Source organism: Solidesulfovibrio sp. DCME, from assembly GCF_049995385.1.
In the GTDB taxonomy this organism is placed as follows: domain Bacteria; phylum Desulfobacterota; class Desulfovibrionia; order Desulfovibrionales; family Desulfovibrionaceae; genus Solidesulfovibrio.
Genome location: NZ_CP188261.1, coordinates 258,375 through 276,925, shown reverse-complemented (window position 1 = coordinate 276,925; position 18,551 = coordinate 258,375). Strand labels below are relative to the sequence as shown.

The 18,551-nt window shown below is 67.0% G+C and carries 15 protein-coding genes; 7 read left to right on the top strand and 8 right to left on the bottom strand.

From position 1 onward, the window contains the following. Nucleotides 1-93: 93 nt before the first annotated feature. From ACP59X_RS01260 to ACP59X_RS01250, 3 genes are read right to left on the bottom strand one after another with little or no spacing between them, the layout of a single operon-like run. Nucleotides 94-1,014, bottom strand: a complete 921-nt coding sequence (locus ACP59X_RS01260) for an NAD(P)/FAD-dependent oxidoreductase (RefSeq protein ID WP_428563901.1) — start codon at nucleotides 1,012-1,014, stop codon at nucleotides 94-96. Between the two features lie 8 nt (nucleotides 1,015-1,022). Then, nucleotides 1,023-1,331 carry a thioredoxin family protein gene (locus ACP59X_RS01255; protein WP_428563898.1) on the bottom strand — a complete coding sequence of 103 codons (309 nt, stop codon included), beginning with the start codon at nucleotides 1,329-1,331 and terminating at the stop codon, nucleotides 1,023-1,025. Nucleotides 1,332-1,382: 51 nt separating this feature from the next. Further along, nucleotides 1,383-1,754 (bottom strand): hypothetical protein, encoded by a 372-nt coding sequence (locus tag ACP59X_RS01250; RefSeq protein WP_428563895.1) that lies wholly within the window; start codon nucleotides 1,752-1,754, stop codon nucleotides 1,383-1,385. Between the two features lie 45 nt (nucleotides 1,755-1,799). Between ACP59X_RS01250 and ACP59X_RS01245 the strand changes: the two genes are divergently transcribed. The 4 genes from ACP59X_RS01245 (at nucleotide 1,800) to ACP59X_RS01230 (ending at nucleotide 7,631) form a co-directional block, all read left to right on the top strand. Next, nucleotides 1,800-2,849 (top strand): alginate export family protein, encoded by a 1,050-nt coding sequence (locus tag ACP59X_RS01245; RefSeq protein WP_428563892.1) that lies wholly within the window; start codon nucleotides 1,800-1,802, stop codon nucleotides 2,847-2,849. A gap of 140 nt (nucleotides 2,850-2,989) precedes the next feature. Continuing rightward, entirely contained in the window at nucleotides 2,990-3,982 is a 993-nt protein-coding gene (locus ACP59X_RS01240; RefSeq protein ID WP_428563889.1) for a diguanylate cyclase domain-containing protein, read from the top strand. A gap of 377 nt (nucleotides 3,983-4,359) precedes the next feature. Further along, on the top strand, nucleotides 4,360-6,441 hold the full coding sequence (gene pta / locus ACP59X_RS01235) for a phosphate acetyltransferase (RefSeq protein ID WP_428563886.1): 2,082 nt from the start codon (nucleotides 4,360-4,362) through the stop codon (nucleotides 6,439-6,441). Continuing rightward, on the top strand, nucleotides 6,438-7,631 hold the full coding sequence (locus tag ACP59X_RS01230) for an acetate/propionate family kinase (protein ID WP_428563883.1): 1,194 nt from the start codon (nucleotides 6,438-6,440) through the stop codon (nucleotides 7,629-7,631). Before pta ends, ACP59X_RS01230 begins: the two co-directional genes overlap by 4 nt. 47 nt (nucleotides 7,632-7,678) lie before the next feature. Here the strand turns inward: ACP59X_RS01230 and ACP59X_RS01225 are convergent, their stop codons facing one another. The 3 genes from ACP59X_RS01225 to ACP59X_RS01215 are packed head-to-tail and all read right to left on the bottom strand — an operon-like array spanning nucleotide 7,679 to nucleotide 10,256. Further along, a complete protein-coding gene (locus tag ACP59X_RS01225; protein ID WP_428563880.1) occupies nucleotides 7,679-8,173 on the bottom strand; it encodes a MamS/MamX family magnetosome protein in 495 nt (164 codons plus the stop codon). Nucleotides 8,174-8,189: 16 nt separating this feature from the next. Next, nucleotides 8,190-9,062, bottom strand: a complete 873-nt coding sequence (locus ACP59X_RS01220; RefSeq protein ID WP_428563877.1) for a formyltransferase family protein — start codon at nucleotides 9,060-9,062, stop codon at nucleotides 8,190-8,192. Between the two features lie 18 nt (nucleotides 9,063-9,080). Next, nucleotides 9,081-10,256 carry an ABC transporter substrate-binding protein gene (locus ACP59X_RS01215; protein WP_428563874.1) on the bottom strand — a complete coding sequence of 392 codons (1,176 nt, stop codon included), beginning with the start codon at nucleotides 10,254-10,256 and terminating at the stop codon, nucleotides 9,081-9,083. 106 nt (nucleotides 10,257-10,362) lie between these two features. On the opposite strand from ACP59X_RS01215, the gene ACP59X_RS01210 reads away from it, so the two are divergent. Beyond that, nucleotides 10,363-11,532: a diaminopimelate epimerase gene (locus tag ACP59X_RS01210; protein WP_428563871.1), complete on the top strand. Its 1,170-nt coding sequence runs from the start codon at nucleotides 10,363-10,365 to the stop codon at nucleotides 11,530-11,532. A gap of 119 nt (nucleotides 11,533-11,651) precedes the next feature. Here ACP59X_RS01210 and ACP59X_RS01205 read toward each other — a convergent pair whose 3' ends face one another. Then, complete coding sequence (locus ACP59X_RS01205) at nucleotides 11,652-13,655, bottom strand: SpoIIE family protein phosphatase (RefSeq protein ID WP_428563868.1); 2,004 nt, start codon at nucleotides 13,653-13,655, stop codon at nucleotides 11,652-11,654. Between the two features lie 179 nt (nucleotides 13,656-13,834). After that, nucleotides 13,835-16,216, bottom strand: a complete 2,382-nt coding sequence (locus ACP59X_RS01200) for an MFS transporter (RefSeq protein WP_428563865.1) — start codon at nucleotides 16,214-16,216, stop codon at nucleotides 13,835-13,837. Between the two features lie 65 nt (nucleotides 16,217-16,281). Between ACP59X_RS01200 and ACP59X_RS01195 the strand changes: the two genes are divergently transcribed. Further along, nucleotides 16,282-17,154, top strand: coding sequence for a dimethylarginine dimethylaminohydrolase family protein (locus tag ACP59X_RS01195; RefSeq protein ID WP_428563861.1), 873 nt, complete (start codon nucleotides 16,282-16,284; stop codon nucleotides 17,152-17,154). Nucleotides 17,155-17,367: 213 nt separating this feature from the next. Beyond that, nucleotides 17,368-18,465 (top strand): transposase, encoded by a 1,098-nt coding sequence (locus ACP59X_RS01190; RefSeq protein ID WP_428559722.1) that lies wholly within the window; start codon nucleotides 17,368-17,370, stop codon nucleotides 18,463-18,465. The last annotated feature ends 86 nt before the right edge of the window (nucleotides 18,466-18,551 follow it).

Sequence of the window (18,551 nt, the reverse complement as noted above, 5' to 3'; positions counted from 1 at the left end):
GTGCCTGGTTTGCCCGCCTTGGGCCGTGCCCGGCTGGGCGATTCCCCTGGCCGGTTCCCTCCAACAACACCCGTATCCTCCGACAACGCCGGGCTAGCGGCCGCGCAGGTACCGTTCGGCCGACAGGGCGGCCACGGTGCCGTCGGCCACGGCCGTGGTGATCTGGCGGAAGGGCTTGTCCACGATGTCCCCGGCGGCGAAGACGCCGGGCAGGCTCGTGGACAGGTCCGGCTTGGCCGGGACGTAGCCGGCGGCGGTCAGTTCGATCTGGTCCGTAAACAGGGCGTTGTTGGGGTTCTGGCCCAGGAAGACGAACACCCCGTCCACGGGTTCGCGCCAGGTCCGGCCGGTGGCGGTATTTTCAAGCAACGCCGCCGTCAGCCGGCCGTTGGTAACCTCCAGGTCGACCACCCGCGTTTCGGTGTGGCCTTCGGCCTTGCCCGAGGCGAAAAGCGCCTCCTGGGTGGCGGCGGCGGCGAAGAACCGGGGCATGACCTCGACGATGGTGACGTGGGCCACGCCCAGGGACAGGAGGTAGAGGCTCTCGTCGAAGGCGCTGTTGCCGCCGCCGGCCACCAGGACCCGCTTGCCGGCGTAGGGCGCGCCGTCGCAGATGGCGCAGTGGTGCACCTGATCGCACTCGGTGGGGGTTTGCAGGGGTACGGGCCTGCGGCCGGTGGCCAGGATGATGGCCGGGGCGCGGTAGACGGCCTCGTCGGACACGGCGACCTTCTCCTCGCCGGCCAGGTCCAGGCGCTCCAGGGCGCAGATTTCCTCCACCGGCACACCCAGGGCGTCGACGTGCTCCCGCATCCGCTCCATGAGCTCCATGCCGTGGATGGAGGGGTAGGAGGGAAAGTTCTCCACGATATAGGTGGAATTGACCAGGCCGCCGGTGATGTTGGATTCGAGCACGATGGCGGAAAGCTTGGCCCGGGCGGCGTAGATGGCGGCGGTCATGCCGGCCGGCCCGCCGCCGAGGATCAGGCAGTCGTAGTGGTATTGCGGTTTCATGGCGCGCCCTAGCCGGCCTGGTACAGGGCCAGGAGTTCCCTGGGGTTCATGAGCCCGGTCTTTTGCTGCCTGACCACCCCCGCTTTGATGATGCACAGGGTCGGGGCCCATTCGGCGCCAAGCGCAGCCGCGGCTTCGGGGTTTTTCTGGATGTCGAGGCCAAGCAGCACGGCGTCGGGCACCAGCTGGCCGAACTTCTCCATGACCTTTTCCATGTTCTTGCAGTGGGGGCACAGTTCCTTGAAGACGATGCACACGCCCCCCGGGGTCGCCGCGATGGCTTCCCGGTAGTCGGCCTGGGTGATTTCCTTGATCATGGCGTTTCCTCGACCGGGGCGGCGCCGCTGGTCGGCGCCGCCCCCGTGGCGTTAAAGGGTCTTGAGTTCGCCGATATACAGCTTGATCTTTTGCAACAGATCGGCGGCCAGGTCCTTGTTGTCGGCAATGATGTTGCTCAGCTGGAAGGGGTCGGACCGGCGGTCGTAGAGTTCGTCGCTGTCGGGCACTTCCTGCTTGGCCCCGGCGGTGCAGGACCACATGGCCTCGTTTTTCATGATCTCCTTGCCCGGGCTGTTGGCATTGGCGTAGTCGCGCTGGCTGCAGTTTTTGAGCAGCCAATGGATGTAGGTGTGGTCCTCGGTGATGATGGACCAGGACATGCCGAAGTAGCCGGCGATGGCGAAATCGCGGACCGTGTCGACCTCGCCGCGCAGCATGGGGAGCAGGTCCTTGCCCTGCATGTCGATGCAGCCGTAGACCGGGAAACCGACATCTACAACGGCAGCGTGATCTACAGCGACCTGATGGCCGCCCTGGCGATCCAGGCGCCGCTGATCCCGGACACGTTGTCCGTGATCGCCGGGTACGGGCGGCTTTTTGACAGCAACCGGACCTACGACACGACCACAACCCAGGTCAGCGACGAATTCGACGCCTATTTCCTGGCCCTGCCCGTGACCGTCAAAGGCTTCAAGGCCACCCCCTGGGCCTCCCTCGCCGTGGCCGGCCGCGACGCCGTCTACAGCTACAAGAACACCGCCGACGTCCCGGAGATCGGCAACAGCTTCAACAATGCCCTGTTCTCGGCGGCCAGCGCGGCCAACATGACCGCATCGAGCGGCATGGGCCACTGGAAGCATGCCCAGAACCCGTATTTCTGGGCCGGGGGCGCCTTCGAGGTCTCGGCTCTGGATCCGCTGCGCTTCTCCGCCGACGTCGTCTACGGCCAAGGGGCGGTCAACGACACCAAGGCGGCCAAACGCCAGGGCTGGATGGTGGATTTCGCCGCCCAGTACACGGGCCTGGCCGCCATGACGCCCCAGGTGTTCGCCTTCTGGTCCACCGGCGAGGACGGCTCCACCCGCAACGGCTCCGAGCGCCTGCCCTACATGCGCTCCCAGTGGGGGCCGGGCCAAAGCTTCCTGTTCGAATGCGGCCAGGACCTTCCCCGCGACACCACCACCTACACCACGCCCGTGGGCATCTATGGCTTCGGCGCCTCCCTGGCCAACATCTCCTTTGTCGAGAAACTCGCCAACCGCCTGACCTTCATCTACGTGCACGGCAACAACAGCCCCCGGGCCATCCGCGAGGCCCGGCTGCTCAACGCCTCCTACATGACCATGGGCCACGACCTGTCCCAAAACGAATACGTGACCGGCCTCAACTTCGATACGAAGTACAGCCTCTACGAAAGCCTCGACCTGATCCTGCAGACCGGCTGGGCCCACGGCCAGTTCCAGGAGAGCGTCTGGGGCCACCGCCTGGTCAGCCAGGCGCAAGGCAACGGCAACAACACCTGGCTGGCGGCCTTTGGACTGGTCTACAAGTTCTGATCGCGGTCGCGCCGAGGGCAGGGGCGAGGCCAGGGCCTGACCCAAGCGCCCGGGCCGCCTCCCCGCCCGCCTGGCGGTGCGACTTCCCGCGCGCGACCAGCGCTCCGTCCGAGGGGTTGCCGAGAAATCGGCGGCCCCTTTTGCTGGGGCACACCCCCAGGGAGAAAACGCCCCCCGAGCCGGGCGCCAGGGCCGGGCGGGAGCCGGCCCTGCCGACCAACTTTCTCAACTACTGCGCCCGAACGGGAAAAAGCGTCACGCGTAGTTCCGTCACCGGCAGGGAGATTTTCAACAACGACGGTTATTTCGTCTCCAAGGCCACCAAATCCGCCATGGCCCTGCCCTTGATCCATTCCGGCTCCCTCAAGGGCATGCTCTACCTGGAAAACGACCTCGTCGAGGAGGCCTTCACCCCCAGGCACCAGCAGGTCCTCGGCCTGCTGTCCTCCCAGATCGCCATCTCCATCGAAAACGCCAAGTTCTACAAAGAGCTCGAACAGATGGTCGCCCACAGGACGGCCGAGCTGCTTTCGGTCAACCAGCAACTCCAGGACGCCAACGCCCAGTTGGAAAGGCTTTCCAACATCGACGGCCTCACCGGGATTTTCAACCGGCGCTCCCTGGACGATTTCGCCGAGCGGGAATGGAAGCGCCACCAGCGGCAGGGCTCGCCTTTCTCGCTGATCATGTGCGATATCGACTTCTTCAAGCGGTTCAACGACGCCTATGGCCATATCCAGGGCGACCAATGCCTGCGCCGGGTGGCCCAGGCCCTGGAGCAGGCCGTCCAGCGGCCGGGGGACTTCGTGGCCCGCTACGGCGGGGAGGAGTTCGCCATCATCCTGCCGGAGACGGACCTGCCCGGCCTCACCAGCATCCTGGAAAAGCTCCGGGCCGGCATCCTGGCCTTGGCCATACCCCACGCCGCCTCCCAAGCCGGCTCTCAGGTCTCGCTCAGCTTTGGGGCGTGCAGCATCCGCCCCGCCGGCGGGCAGCGCCTGGAAGACACCTTTTTCACCGCCGACCGCGCCCTCTACGCAGCCAAGGCCCAGGGCCGCAACCGTTACGTCATTGCCCGTGAGATCGTCGCCTGCGTCCTCGGCCAGGGGGAACCAGGCGGCCGCACCAGCTGACCCCCCACCACCCCGCGCCAGCCCTGGCCTGACGCCCGGCGGCGGGGATTGCGGCCCCGACAGGGTGGATCACGGCCGCAGCACTTATCTCTTCCCTAGAAATACCAACATGTTACATGCTCTTCCCGTGGTGTTGCCGCACCGTTCGTGTTTACAAGGAGAGGCTCTTTCGTCACACAATGGCGGTGTGGTTTCACGGCCATCGCCGTAGGGTTGGAGGCCGCCCGGACACCGGGCCGGCATCGATGGCGCGACGGGCCGGCGACAGTTCGGGCCGGCCCGCCGTGGGCATGCCATGCCCCGGCGGGCGACGCGCCCGGGGGGCGCCGGGCACCCGGCGTAGCGTGTTCACTTGTCACAGCCAAGGAGGACAGCCCATGCCGCAAGGCGTCATGATCATCGGCACCGAGCGCGACTGCGGCATGGCCGTGGCCGGGCTGGGCTTGGCCGGCCTGCTGGCGGCGAAGGCGCCCCGGATGGCCGTGTTTCGGCCCATCGGACCTGGGCCGGACCGCGAGGACCATCTCGCACACCTGCTCTCCAGCCATTTCGGCCTGGACGCCGTGGACGTCCCGGACGTGAACCTGCCGGCCCTCCTCGAACGGGCCGGCAGCGGGCCAGACGACGCCTTCGACAAGATCATGGCCCGGTTCAAGGGCCTCCAGGCAACCTACGACTGCCTCCTGTGCCTGGGCACGGACATGGAAGAGGACCCGTCGTTCGAGTTCGACTGCAACGCCCAGGTGGCCGCCAACCTGGCCTGCCCGGTCGTGCTGGCCTTCGGGGCCGCCGGGCGCCGGCCCGAGGAGCTGGCCGGGGAAGTCGCCGCCGCGGTCAAGGCCCTGGCCGGACGGGGCGTGGCCGTGGCCGCCGTGGCCGTCAGCCGCTACACAGGGACGGATGCCGACGGCTTCGCCCGGAAAACGGCCGCCCTGCTGCCGCCGGAGCAGCAGACCCGGGTCATGGTCCTGCCCGAGACGCCCCGCCTGGCCAGCCCCTCCCTGGCCGACGTCCGCTCCTGGCTCGGGGCCGAGGTCCTGTCCGGGGAAAAGGCCCTGGACACGGCCGTAAGCGGCTTTCTGGTGGCCGCCATGCAGGCGGAGCATTTTTTGGAATACCTCAGCCAGGACTGCCTGGTCATCACCCCGGGCGACCGTTCGGACATCGCCCTGGCCACGGTGGTGTCGCGCCACGCCCCGGATTTTCCTCGGCCGGCCGGGCTGCTGCTCACGGGCGGCTTCCGGCCGTCGGCCAAGGTGACCCGGCTTTTCGGGACGCCCCAGGACGCGCCCTTGCCGGTGCTGGCTACCGACGGCCACACCTATGCGACCACCAGCCGCCTGGAGGCGTTGCGGCCGCGCATCCACCCCGAGGATACGGCCAAGATCGACATCGCCCTGGCCCTGTTCGACGCGGCCACGGACCGGGAGGCCCTGCGCGCGAGCCTGCTGTCGCGCCGGGCCGAGGCCGTCACCCCGCGCATGTTCGAATTCGGAATTCTGGAGCGGGCCAAGGCGGCCGGGAAACGCATCGTCCTGGCCGAGGGCGGCGAGGAACGCGTTCAACGGGCGGCGGAAACCCTCCTGCGCCGCCGGATCATGGAGGTCGTGCTGCTCGGCGACCCCGAGGCCATCAAGGCCCAGGCCCAGGCCCGGGGCATCGACCTGTCCGGCGCGGACATCCGCTGCCTGGCCACGGACCCCCAGCGCGAGGACTTCGCCGCCACCCTCTACGGCCTGCGCAAACACAAGGGCCTGACCCTGGAGGCGGCCCGGGACCTCGTGGCCGACAAGACCTATTTCGGGACCCTGATGGTCTACGCGGGCCAGGCCCACGGCATGGTTTCGGGCGCGACCACGACCACGGCCGAGACCATCCGCCCGGCCTTGCAGTGCATCAAGACCCGGCCCGGCGTCGGGCTGGTGTCCAGCGTCTTTTTCATGTGCCTGGCCGACCGGGTGCTGCTCTACGGCGACTGCGCCGTCAATCCGGACCCCACGGCCGAGGAACTGGCCCAGATCGCCTGGAGTGCGGCCGCAACGGCCCGGTCCTTCGGCATCGAGCCCCGGGTGGCCATGCTGTCCTATTCCAGCGGGGCGTCCGGCAAGGGGCCGGACGTGGACAAGGTCCGCCAGGCCACCAGCCTTCTGCGCCAGCGCGCCCCGGACCTGCCGGTGGAAGGGCCCATCCAGTACGACGCCGCCGTGGACCCGGCCACGGCCAGGGAAAAGCTCCCGGACAGCGCCGTGGCCGGCAAGGCCACGGTCTGCATCTTCCCGGATCTGGACACGGGCAACATCGCCTACAAGGCCGTCCAGCGCTCCTCCGGGGCCGTGGCCATGGGGCCGGTGCTGCAAGGGCTCAACAAACCGGTCAACGACCTCAGCCGGGGCTGCACCGTGACCGACATCGTCTACACGGCGGCCATCACCGCCATCCAAGCCGCGGAGGCCCCATGAACGTTCTCGTGCTCAACGCCGGCAGTTCCTCGCTCAAGTACAAGCTGCTCGACATGGCCACGGACACGGCCCTGGCCTCGGGGCTGGCCGAACGCATCGGCCAGGGCAACGGCCGGCTGACCCATGAGACGGCCTCGGGCAAGGTCGTGGAGGACCTGCCCCTGCCCGACCACCGCGCGGCCCTGGCCCGGGCCGTGGCCCTGCTCACCGATCCCGGCCAGGGGGTCATGCAGGGCCCGGCCGCGGTGGGCGCCGTCGGCCACCGGGTGGTCCACGGCGGCGAGCGCTTCAGCGCCCCGGCCGTCATCGACCGGGCCGTGCGCGACGGCATCGAAGCGGCCGTGCCCCTGGCGCCGCTGCACAACCCGGCCAACCTCCAGGGCATCGACACGGCCATGGCGCTTTTCCCCGGCTGCCCCCACGTGGCCGTGTTCGACACGGCCTTTCACCAGACCATGCCGCCCAAGGCCTTCCTGTACGCCCTGCCCTACGCCTGGTACGAGCAATACGGCGTGCGGCGCTACGGCTTCCACGGCACCTCCCACCGCTACATCGCCACGGAGACCGCCCGGTTTCTGGGCAAGCCCCTGTCCGCCTGCGACCTGGTGACCGTGCACCTCGGCGGCGGCGACTCGGTGTGCGCCATCAAGGGCGGCCAGAGCGTGGACACCTCCATGGGCATGACCCCCCTGGCCGGGACCATGATGGGGACGCGCTCGGGCGACATCGACCCGGAAATCATCTTCTACCTGCGCCGCACCGCCAAACTGGAAAACGCCGCCATCGACGCGGCCCTCAACACCCAAAGCGGGCTCTACGGCATCTGCGGCTCCAGCGACCTGCGCGACATCCATGCCCGGCGCCAGGCCGGCGATGCCCGGGCCGAACTGGCCTTCGAGATGTTCGCCCTGAGCATCCGCAAGTACATCGGCGCCTACATCGCCACCCTTGGCCGGGTGGACGCCGTGACGTTCACGGCCGGCATCGGCGAGCACGACCCGGCCACGCGGGAACTGTGCCTCAAGGGCCTGGCCGGGCGCGGCATCGTCCTCGATCCGGAGAAAAACCGGGCGGCCATGGGCCAGGCCATGGAGATCGGCACGCCCGAAAGCCCGGTGCGCATCTTCGCCATCCCCACGGACGAGGAACGGGAGATCGCCCGGGAAAGCCTGGCCGTGCTGGGCCGGTAACCGCCGGGCGCAACGGCCCGGCCCAGGGGGGGGTCGCGAAGGAAGGGCTACTGAGGCAGCTTTTCCCGGATGAGGGTCTCCTTGGACAGGCTCCAGTAGGGCACGCCGTCGCGGGTGCGGCGGCACTTGAAAACGTAGGCCCCGTTGACCCGCAGCTTGGCCACCAGGAAGACCGTCTGGCCGCCCACGTCGGCAAAGGCGCCCCGGATCTTGAGCCGATCGCCGGGGCTTACGGTGTAGGTCAGGAGTTTGGCGAAGGCCGAAGGCCCGGCCTGGGCCTCGACCACGGTGCCGTCCGTGGTCCGCACGGTCAGCACCGGCCCCGGGGCCATGCCCGGCAGGGGGGCGGCCTCGCGGATGCCGACCAGGCGGCCGGTCAGAGTGGTCGCGGCCTCGGGCCTGTAGAGCCGGTCATAGGCCCCGCCCCGCTCCCAGCCGGCCAGGCCCGTCTGGGCCAGACCCGGGAACGGGGCCAGCACACACCAGGCGACAACGGCCAAGGCCACTCGCCACCCCAGACGCGTCGTCATGCTCCCGGCCATGGTCCCGTCCTTCTCGTTAGCGCGACGGCCCGCAGGCGCCAGCCGCCCCCGGGTCGCCGCAGGGTTGCCCGAGCCCGCTGCCCGGCTCGAACCGCGACAGGAGCTGCCGGTACTGGGCCAAATCCAGCAGCGAAACGCCCTTGGCGGCCAGGGCCTGGAATTCCGGCTGGGTCGGAAAGGAGAAATACCGGCGCGCGGCCGGGTCCTGGGGCGTCGCCGGCACCGGCTCGCCGGCCTCGATGCGCGGCAGGATATCGCGAAACAGGGCGATGCCCAGGGGATAGAGGCCGACGGTGACGTCGAAGATGGAGCGGCCGGGGGTGAAGGGCAGGCGGCGGATGTCCACGATGGGGCCGGTATCCAGGCCCCGGTCGATGACGTGCAGGGTGACGGCGGCCTGGGGTTCGCCGGCCAGGGCCGCCCGAAACGGGGCCAGGACCCCGCCGTAGCCCGGCAGCTCCCCGGGGTGGACGTTGTAGAGGCCACACCTGGGGATGGCCAGGACCGCGTCCTTGAAAATCCATTCGTAGCGCACGGACAGGATGACGTCCGGGGCCAGGGCCCGGATTTCCGCCACGGTTTGGGGCTGGTTGACGTCGCCGCGCAGGCGCACCGGGATGCCCAGGTGGCGCGTCAGCCCGGCCACGGTGTGGCACTCGGGCGCGGCCCCGGGGGCAAACGGGGCGCGGTCCAGGGCCGGGAAGAGGTGTTCCACCGGCAGGTCGCGCTCGAAAAACAGCAGCTCGGCCAGGCCCGGGTCACGGCGTTCGAGGGCGGTGACCCGGTCGGAGAGCAGAAAATGCAGCTCGTGGCCGGCCAGCAGCCTGGCCGCCGCGTTGAGGGCCACCACGCCGGCCAGATCCAGCTTGGAACAGACGAGGATGCGCATGGTTCGGGTTCCTGGCGGTTAGGGGGCCTTGGCCGGGGCGGGCTCGATTTCCTGGTAGATCTCGTCGGAGGCGGCGATGATGTCCACGGGCGGGTCGTAGCCGATGATCTGGGCTTCCTGGAGGTTGATGGCGATTTTCGGCGGGTCCTCGAAGAGCTGGGGCAGCTGCCGGGGCTTGGCGCCATGGAAGACCCCGGCCATGGTTTCGGCGTGGAAGCGGCCCACGTATTTGAAGCCGGCCAGGGCCAGGCTCAGCAGCGCCCCCTGGCGCACCTCGTCGGAGCCGTTCTGGGAAAAGGTCGGGACGTTGTTGCCGTTGAGGGCTTCCATGACCTGGGGCAGGCTGCGGGGGGTCAGGCCCTTCTGGATGGTCAGGTACATGGCGTCGATGTTCGGGGCCAGTTGCCGGGCGCATTGGATCACCGAGGCCTCGGCCTCGGCCGTGTCCGGGGTGGAGGCCTTGGTGAAGCAGGGCACCACGGTGAAGCCCCGCTCGGCGGCCACCTGTTCGATGGCCGGCAGGGCGGCGTAGCTCTTGCCGGCCACGGAGTCCTCGTAGGCCACGCCCAGTTTCTTGAAGCCGATGATGTCGTGAAACAGCCGCAGCTGGCGTTCGTGGATGGTCGGGTCGAGCCGGGCGTTGATGTTGTCGCGGCCGGAGTCCCCGACGCTTTTGACGATGCCGGCGGCGATGGGGTCGGTGGAGGAAAACACCAGGGTGGGCACGGTGTTGCGGTCGTTGGCCAGGTCCTGCCCGGCCCAGGTGCCCATGGCGATCATCAGGTCGATATCCTTGGCCGTGGCCAGGCGGGTGAGCGCCGCCTCCTTGGTCTTGGCCCGGCTGGCCTCGTCCCAGCGCGAGGTGTAGAAGGCGTCGGCCGGAAATTCCAGGTAGTCGCTTTTGACGTTGGCCCCGATCCACTTCCAGAGGTTGGCCGGGACGTTTACGTCCTTGTCCTGGGGAAAGGCCACCGGCTCCAGCCAGCCCAGGGCGGCCAGGCCGTTGATCACGGACTTGAGCACCTGGGGATAATTGGCGTAGGGGCCGCCTTCCAGATAGCCGATACGCCATTTTTTCCCCTGATTGAGCGTCGGCTGGAGGTTCGCCGGGGCGTCGGCGGCGGCCCGGGCGGTGGCCAGGGGCAGGGAAAGAAGCAGCAACAACACCGCGATCCATCGGCAATGCTTGGTCATATCCCTTGGTCCTGCTTCGGGCGGTATCGGCCCCATTAGCTTCATGATACGACTGGCGTCCTCATGGCGTCAAGCCATCCGGTCACTTGTAAAAATGCCGGCACTCATGCAAGTTCGCCCCCACATGGCCCGCATTCCGTTCTCATTCTACAGCGTCCTGGGCAACACCTTCGCCCTTGTGGACGAGGCCGCCGGCCCTGGGCCGAGCGAGGCGGAAAAATCGCGTTTCGCCCACCTGGCCTGCCGCGACGGCCACGGCATCGGCGCCGACAACCTGCTGGCCTTGCAGCGGGCCGTCCCCGCGGTCCTGGCCGACATCCGCCGCCATCGGGGCTATCCGCCGCAGGCCCCGACCGCCGGAAACGGCGGGCCGACGCCCTTCGTCTTTCGCATGTTCGAGCCCGACGGCAGCGAGGCCCTGTGCTGCGGCAACGGCCTGTTGGCCATGGCCCGGCACCTGGACCTCTTCTACGGCCTGGCGGCGGCCTCCATCCTGACCGAGTTGCCGGCCGGCGAACCGGTGGCCCGGGCCATCGGCCGGGGCGAGGCGCCCGGATGCTACAGCGCCGACATGGACGCCCCAAGGGCCATGCCCGAGGGCTTCCTGCCGCCGGGGTTCATTGCCCGGGACGCGGGCGTGTTCGGCCGGTTCCGGAATTTCTCCGCCCCGGACCCGGCCGACGGCCGGGGCGAAGCGGCACTGCACCTGTCCGGCTACGCGGTCTACACGGGCGAGCCGCATCTCGTGTTCCTGGAACAGGCAGCCGGTACCGCCGATGCCCCTGATGCCCCCGATGCCCCCGATACCAAGGACGCGCGGCGCATTTTCGCCCAACTCTTCGATTCTCCGTCGCGGCCCTGCCCGGGCCCCGATCCGTCGCGCTGCCGGCGCGAAAGCGTCGCCTTGCTGCGCGCCCTGGGCCTGGCGGCCAATAGCCGGTCGCCGGGACTGTTTCCCCGGGGCATCAACCTGGTCTTCGCCCGGGTGACCGATACCGCCGGCGTCCTGGAATACCGCTGCTTCGAGCGCGGCATCCGCAAGGAAACCCTGGCCTGCGGCACGGGCGCGGTGGCGGCGGCCGCCCTGGCCCACCATCTGGGCCTGGTGGCCGGGCCGCGCGTCACGGCCCGCCCCGTCCGGTGCGCCTGGGCCAATCCCGGGCCGGACACGGCCCTGACCCTGACCCGCCGGCCGGGCGGCGCCTGGACCCTGACCGGCCGGCCCGTGCTCGTCTACCGGGCCTGGGCCGACCAACCGGCCGGCCCCGTCGCCTGACGGCCCGCCCCCCCCTTCTCCCGGCTCTCCCACCCAGGCCGGGCCGAAACGGCAACCATGGCACGGAGAGCGTTGTAGCGTAGGGAAACCCTGGCGGCTGTCCTTTCTTCCTTTTGCCCTTACCCGGCCTGCGGGCCCTGGTAGAGGACCAGCATGACGGTGATGTCGTCGGATTGGGGTTCCTCGCCGGCAAAGGCGCGCACTTCGGCCATGACGTTGGCCACGGCGACCTCGATGGGGGCGTCCCGGTCCTTTTCCACCTCTTCGAGCAAGCGCTGCGACCCGAACAGGGCATGCTCGGTGTTCATGGCCTCGGTCACGCCGTCGGAATAGAGGAACAGGGCCTCGCCCGGCTCCAGGGTCATGGTGTTGACCGGGAAGCGCAGGTCCGGGATGGCCCCGACGATGGCGCCTTTTTTCCCGCCCAGGTACTGGGCGGCCTGGCCGTGGCGCAGGAGCACGGGCGGGTTGTGGCCGCCGTTGGCGTAGAGCAGCTCTCCGGTGCGTACGTCGAGCAGGCCGCAAAAAAGCGTCACGAACATGCTGGAGGGGTTGTCCCGGCTGAGGTCCTTGTTGACGGCCTCCAGGATGCTCCCGGGCGAGGGCGTGCGCAGGGCCACGGCCTTGATCAGGGTGATGGTGACAGCCATGAACAGCGCGGCCGGCACGCCCTTGCCGGCCACGTCCCCGACCACGAAGCACAGCCGGTGCTCGTCGATGTAAAAGAAGTCGTAGAGGTCGCCGCCCACTTCCTTGGCCGCTTCCATGATGGCGTAGATGTCCGCCTCGCCCTTGTCCGGAAAGGGCGGGAAGATCTTGGGCAGGATGCCCATCTGGATGTCCCGGGCGATGGACAGTTCCTGCTCGATGCGCTCCTTGGCCGCCCTGGTCTCCATGAGCCGCTGGATGTTGCCGTGCAGTTCCCGCTCCATGAACGCAAGCGCCTCGGCCAGGCGGCCGACCTCGTCGCGGAACCGGCCGGCCATGGTCGTAACCACCGAATCCGCGGCCGGCGCGGCGGCGAAGTCGTGGGTGGGCAGTTCCTTGGCGTAGCCGGCCAGCCGGTTGAGGGGACGGGCGATGCCCCCGGCCAACGGCAGGGCCAGGGCCAGGCCCAGGATGAAAATGGCGGCGATGATCAGGGACTGCCGGGTCACCAACGCCGTGGCCGGGGCCTCGATCTCGTTCAGCGGCGCCTGGGAGGCCACGTACCAGTCCAGGCCCTTGAGCCGCTTGGCCCGCAATTCCCGGACACGGCCGGCGGCGTCGGTATAAAGCACGAGGCCGTCGTCGGTTGCGGCCGCGGCCTTGAGCCGGACAAGCAAATCCCCCAAGGCGGCCTTGTCCGGCAACACGGCACCCTCGGGCACGGCCAGCAGGGCATCGGCCGCGTTGAACACGAACAGGAAGCCGGTCTTGGCGATGTGGACCTGGCCCAGGCTTAAGCGCAGGGCATCGACGAGCTGGCGCAGCTTGGCGTCGGCCTGGCTTTCGATGTCGCCGATGTCCACCACGGCGGCCAGCATCCAGTCGAAGCCGGGCACGGCCACGAAATGGCCGAGTTTCTTGCCGCGCGGCGCGCCGTCCGGGCCGGGCCAGGGGAAGACCGCCAGCCCGCCGCCGTAGGCCGCCGCCTCCCCGCGCATGGAGGGAAGGACCAAACGGCCCTTGAAGTCGCGCAGCAAGGACAGGTCCCGGCCGAGGAAAGCGGCATCGGGATGGAAAAGGAGCCGGCCCGCCCGGTCGTAGAGGAAGAATTCCTCGCCGGCCATGTCCTGGCCGGCCAGCCATTTGAGGGCTTCGTCCTTGGCCTCGGCCTGGGGCACGAGCCCCCGGCGGGCCAGGTCGGCGAAGGTGGCCAGGCCCTTTTGGACGATGGCGGCCTCGGCGGCCAGCCGGGCCTTGCGCTCGGTGACGGCCTCGACCTTCTCGCGCAGCAAATGCTGGTATTCCCCACGGATATGCAGGGTCACCAGATCGAGGACGTTGTTGACGGAGCGCTCCTCCGCCGCGAGCATGGCCGTACCCACGTCGGACTTGGTGAAATACAAAATGGGCAGGGCCGTGGCCGCGAGGATGGCCAGGACCAGGAGCACGATCTTGGTGCGAAGGGATGTGAACATGGGCGTTCGCCGTGCCGGAACCGATCCGGTCGTAACAGATTGCGCATGCGGCCAACGGACCGCGACGCCGGAGGCGGTGCCCCGTGTCGCGCCCTTTTGTAGGGATACATGGTTTTCCGAAGACAACACTTCGGCATACTTCTTTTTCTAAAAAACCGCCTCTCTCAGGGGATGCGGCACTAGCCGTCATCCCCCGCGCCCAGGCTCGTTTCTTTTCTGGCGACGAGCCAAAAAAGGAGCGTTACGGCGAGAAACCCCACCCCGGCCAGGGCCACGCCGCGCTCCATGCCGGCCACGGCGATGAGCTGGCCGAAAACCAGCGGCCCGAGCATCTGGCCGCTGCGCTCCAGGGCCCGGAACCAGCCCGTGGCCTGGCCCGGTCCCAGGCGGCGGGAAACCCGGGCGTTGAAGGCATAGATGGCCTGGGCCGCGAATCCCAGGCTGCCGGCCAAGCTTAGCAACAAAATGGCGCCGAGTACGGCCGTAAAGCCCTGGTACACGAAAAAAAGGGCCAACCCCAGCGAGGCCGACAGCCCGCAGGCCACGATGAAGCCCTTTTTCTCCCTGGCCCTGTCCACCAGACGGCTGACCCGCGGGGCGAGCGTCACCATGAACAGCCCGTACACCATCAGCACCCGGCCGATGTCGGACTGGCTCACGCCCAGGCGGCGAAGGTACAGGGTGCTGAAATAAAACATGAACCCGACCAGGGCGATGGAAAAGGGAATGCTCGCCAGCAGCAGCAGGGCCATCATGTCGCGGTCGGCCAGGAAGGTTGCCAGCGAGCGCAGGCGCACCGTGCCCATGCGCCGCACCCCGTGCGCCTCGGCCGGGGCCTGCAAGGCGCGCGGGAGGCAGCAGGCGGTAAAGAGCCCCGAGGCCAGGGTGAAGCCCACGGCCACCAGAAAAACCGGTGCATAGCCGAGCCGGTCGGCCAGGATGGCACCCATGGCCGTGCCGCACAGGCTGCCGGCGTAGATGCCGGCCACCAGATGGGAAAAGCCCCTGGCCCGGGAGTCCGGGTCGGTGTGGGAAAACACGAAATGCTGCATGGCCATCCAGGTCAGGCCGTAGCCCAGGCCGACCACGGCCCTGGCCCCGAGCAGCCAGCCCGGCCCCGTGGCCTGGTAGCACAGAAACGACCCCAGGGCCGTGGCCGCCAGGCCCGTGTAGAAGGGCTCGCGCCAGTCCCGGGCGTCGAGCCACACCCCGCAGGGGATGATGCTCAGGCCCGTGAAAAGCATCTCCGCCGAGATGGGCAGCCCCAGCACCATGTCCTTGGACAGCCCGGCCATGGGCTTGTAGAGCGCCTCCATGAACAGGGGCAAAAACGACACCGACAGGCCCATGGCGAAAATAAACAGGAAGGCGGCCGGGCGGATGACGGCGGCGGCCTCGCCAAGCCTGCCGTCGGCCCCGCTCGGGGCGCCCGAAAGCCGCAGCCGCATGGAGGCCGTCAGGAACTGGGCCATTTCCGACAGCAGCAAGAAGGAAACCACGGCCACGGTCAGGGCGTCCAGGAGCCCGCCGCGCAGGCGCGCCTCGAGGAAGTCCCGGGACGGAAACACCCGCACCGCGCCCAGGGCCTCGCCCGCGCGGCCGCCCAGGGGCCTGGCCTGGACCGCATCCGGAACCGTGGGCGCCGCCGCCGTGGTGTAGACGACATCGCCGCCGGCGTCCTGGACGTCGATGGCCGCCACTTCCGGGTTGCCGGCCAGGAGGCGGCCGAAGACCTTGTCGATGCCCACCAGCTTGTCCAGGCGCAGGCCCTTGGCGAGCAGGGCGTCGAGGTCCTGTTGCAGGAAGGTGGCGATGGAGGCGGCTTGGCTTTCGACCAACTGGCGGTATTGCGCGCCGAGCAGCCGGGCGTTTTGCAGGCTGTAGGCGGCCTGGGCCAGGCCCAGGGCCAGGATGAGCCCGGCCAGCAGCCGGCCCGGGCCTTTGGGGCCGTCCGCGCGGCCAAGCCGGGAAAATAGCAGCACCGCCAGGATGCCGGCCGCCCCGGCCAGGGTCAGCCCCAGGTCCCGCAGGCTGGCCACGAGCACCGCCCCGACCCCGGCCCGCTCCACCGCCTGATCCAGGTACAGGGACAGGGTCCCGGCCACGGCCTTGCCGCGCTCGCGCAGGGGAAAGGACAGGCGGTACCAGCCGTTAACGGGCCGGGCGCTGACGGCGACCTGTTCGCCGCCGACGTCCTTGTCGGCCTGGGGCACCGAGGACCAGTCCCGGGCAGCCGAGCCCAGGTCGGGCCGGGCGGCGAACAGGTCCCGGCCGTCCGGCAGGGCCACCACGATGTCGCCGATGTCGGGCTGGCGGGCCAGGGCGGCGGCGGCCAGGCGGTCCAGGCCCAGCATCTTGTCCAGGGGCTTGCCGAAGCGCAGGTCGTTTTCCAGGGCGGCGCGCATCTGGCGCCCTTCGAGGCCAATGCGGGAGAGCAGGGACTGCAGGTAGATTTTTTCGAAGCCGTGCAGGCTCAATCCGGCATTGAAGGCCAGGGCGGTGGCGAGTATCGAAAGCGACAGGAGAAAGACACGGAGCCTGGGCACGGGGGTCTGGCGCATGGGGCATCCCTATCCCATGGCCCAGCCTATTGTACAGGCCGCGCCCGGGGAGGGGCCGCCGCGCAATGCACATCCATGTCGATTCGGAAACCGGGCGGCTTACGCGCGTGCTCATGGCGCGTATGAACGATTTCGTGCTCCACGAGCCCATGAACGAGGTGCAGCAACGGTACTATGCCGTCGATGCGCCGCGCCCGGACCGGCTCAAGGCCCAGCACCAGGCCTTTGCCGCCGCCCTGGCTGCGGCCGGCGTGGACATCGTCTGGGCCGAACAGCGCACCGACACGCTCCACCAGGTCTTCGTGCGCGACATCGCCGTCGTCATCCTCGACACGCTGGTGGTGTGCGCCCTGCGCCAGCCCCTGCGCCGCAACGAGCCCAGGGCCCTCGACGGGCTTCTGGAACGGCTCGACGCGCCGGTTGCCCGCGTGACCGAGGGTTTTGTGGAAGCCGGGGACGTCATGGTCCACGGGGGCTGCCTGTACGTCGGCCAAAGCCCGCGCACCGACGCCCGGGCGCTCGACTGGCTGCGGCGGCGCTTCGGGGACAGGCTGGCCGTCACCCCGCTGGCCCTGGCCCCGCCGTTTATCCATCTGGACGTGGTCTTTTGCCCGGTTGGCCGCGACCAGGCCATCGTCCATGCCCCGGCCTTCGCGCCCGAGGCGTTGGCCTTGTTGCGCGGCCGTTTCCGCTGCCTCGAGGTCGACCGGCGGGAGCAGTTCGGGCTGGCGACCAACGTGCTGTCCCTGTCCCCGGAGGTGGTCGTCTCGCCGGCCCACCAGGCGCGGGTCAACGGTGCGCTGCGGGCCATGGGGTTGCATGTGGTGGAGGTGGCCTACGACGAGGTCGCCAAGCTTGGCGGCGCCCTGCGCTGCGCCACCTGTCCCCTGTGCCGGGAGCCGGTCCCGGCAGCGGCGGGACAGGGGACAATACCCTAGTGGCGCTTACGCGATGCGGAGCGTTGCTTGTTCGAATGCAACGGCAAGGAATAATAATTTTTCTTAAAAAATACTCTCGTATGAGGGTTTTGCAAAAATCGGTTTTGCTAAATAATCCTGCAAAACCGTATGGATAGGAGTAGAACGGAAGCTGGTTATGTGGTAGTTTGAGTTCACCACAAACCTAAACTAAAACCACACGAGCCAGCTTCCATGAGACTCCTATCACGCATCCTCGGTGCCATACAAGGTTCTTTGATTCCATGTTTAGAAGAAAAGTTTGGTTCTTTGACAGATAAGCAGAAAAGACTCGTTGAGATTATTGAGTTGGTTCGCATAGAAGATCATATTTCGGATTTGCCTCGATTCGGAAGAGGTAGGCCATCATATAGTCGCGCAGCTATTGCCAGAGCGTTTATTGCGAAAGCTGTTTTAAATTTTCCTAACACAAGGGCTCTCGTTGAAGCGTTGCAATTGATGCCAAGTCTTAGACGGATTTGCGGTTTTGAAGAACACAAAACTATTCCGCATGAATCTGTATTTAGTCGTGCATTTTCAGAATTCTCTTTAAAAGGTTTGCCTCAAAATGCCCATGAAAGACTTGTCAGGCTACATTGTAGCGAACGATTGATTGGGCATATTAGTCGTGATTCGACAGAAATTAACGCCAGAGAAAAACCAACTAAAAAAATGAATCCGCCCAAACCCAAAAAACGCCGCCGCAGGGGGCGGCCGATTAATAGCAAGACAAAGCCAAAGACAAAGAAGCTACTTGAGCGACAGATAGAAATGACTAGCGACGAAGCCAGAATGACTCTTCCTATGGCATGTGATATCGGTGCTAAATCTAGCAGTAAGGGGCATTTTCGTCGATGGATTGGATATAAATTACATATTGATTCGGCGGATGGTCAAATTCCTATCAGTTGTATACTTACTTCTGCTTCACTACACGATAGTCAGGCAGCCATACCGTTGGCAAAAATGTCCGCTGAACGAGTAACAAGTCTCTATGACTTGATGGATTCAGCGTACGATTCCAAAACAATTCGCGACTTTAGTCGTTCATTGGGGCACGTTCCGATTATTGATTTTAACAAAAGACGCAATGGAATAAAAAAAGAAATGGAGCCAGCAACTAGCATTCGATACAGAGAAAGAACTAATTCTGAACGTGTTAACAGCCGTCTTAAAGATGATTTTGGCGGAAGAAGTCTTATGGTTCGCGGTGGACCTAAGGTCTTTGCTCATCTTATGTTTGGCATCCTTGCGTTGACAGCAGATCAATTGATTCGTTTGTTGACAGTATAGCAACAATATGATTTTGATACTCATAAATCAGGATATTCGTTTCTGAATTATGTGCAAAATAGAAACACGACAGCATTAAAACACAT

What these genes read in the sequence shown, in the direction of transcription:
- ACP59X_RS01255 (WP_428563898.1), bottom strand. Translation starts at nt 1,331, where the DNA reads ATGATCAAGGAAATCACCCAGGCCGACTACCGGGAAGCCATCGCGGCG.
- ACP59X_RS01230 (WP_428563883.1), top strand. Translation starts at nt 6,438, where the DNA reads ATGAACGTTCTCGTGCTCAACGCCGGCAGTTCCTCGCTCAAGTACAAG.
- ACP59X_RS01200 (WP_428563865.1), bottom strand. Translation starts at nt 16,216, where the DNA reads ATGCGCCAGACCCCCGTGCCCAGGCTCCGTGTCTTTCTCCTGTCGCTT.
- ACP59X_RS01260 (WP_428563901.1), bottom strand. Translation starts at nt 1,014, where the DNA reads ATGAAACCGCAATACCACTACGACTGCCTGATCCTCGGCGGCGGGCCG.
- ACP59X_RS01195 (WP_428563861.1), top strand. Translation starts at nt 16,282, where the DNA reads ATGCACATCCATGTCGATTCGGAAACCGGGCGGCTTACGCGCGTGCTC.
- ACP59X_RS01190 (WP_428559722.1), top strand. Translation starts at nt 17,368, where the DNA reads ATGAGACTCCTATCACGCATCCTCGGTGCCATACAAGGTTCTTTGATT.
- ACP59X_RS01215 (WP_428563874.1), bottom strand. Translation starts at nt 10,256, where the DNA reads ATGACCAAGCATTGCCGATGGATCGCGGTGTTGTTGCTGCTTCTTTCC.
- pta (WP_428563886.1), top strand. Translation starts at nt 4,360, where the DNA reads ATGCCGCAAGGCGTCATGATCATCGGCACCGAGCGCGACTGCGGCATG.
- ACP59X_RS01225 (WP_428563880.1), bottom strand. Translation starts at nt 8,173, where the DNA reads ATGGCCGGGAGCATGACGACGCGTCTGGGGTGGCGAGTGGCCTTGGCC.
- ACP59X_RS01220 (WP_428563877.1), bottom strand. Translation starts at nt 9,062, where the DNA reads ATGCGCATCCTCGTCTGTTCCAAGCTGGATCTGGCCGGCGTGGTGGCC.
- ACP59X_RS01250 (WP_428563895.1), bottom strand. Translation starts at nt 1,754, where the DNA reads ATGCAGGGCAAGGACCTGCTCCCCATGCTGCGCGGCGAGGTCGACACG.
- ACP59X_RS01210 (WP_428563871.1), top strand. Translation starts at nt 10,363, where the DNA reads ATGCAAGTTCGCCCCCACATGGCCCGCATTCCGTTCTCATTCTACAGC.
- ACP59X_RS01205 (WP_428563868.1), bottom strand. Translation starts at nt 13,655, where the DNA reads ATGTTCACATCCCTTCGCACCAAGATCGTGCTCCTGGTCCTGGCCATC.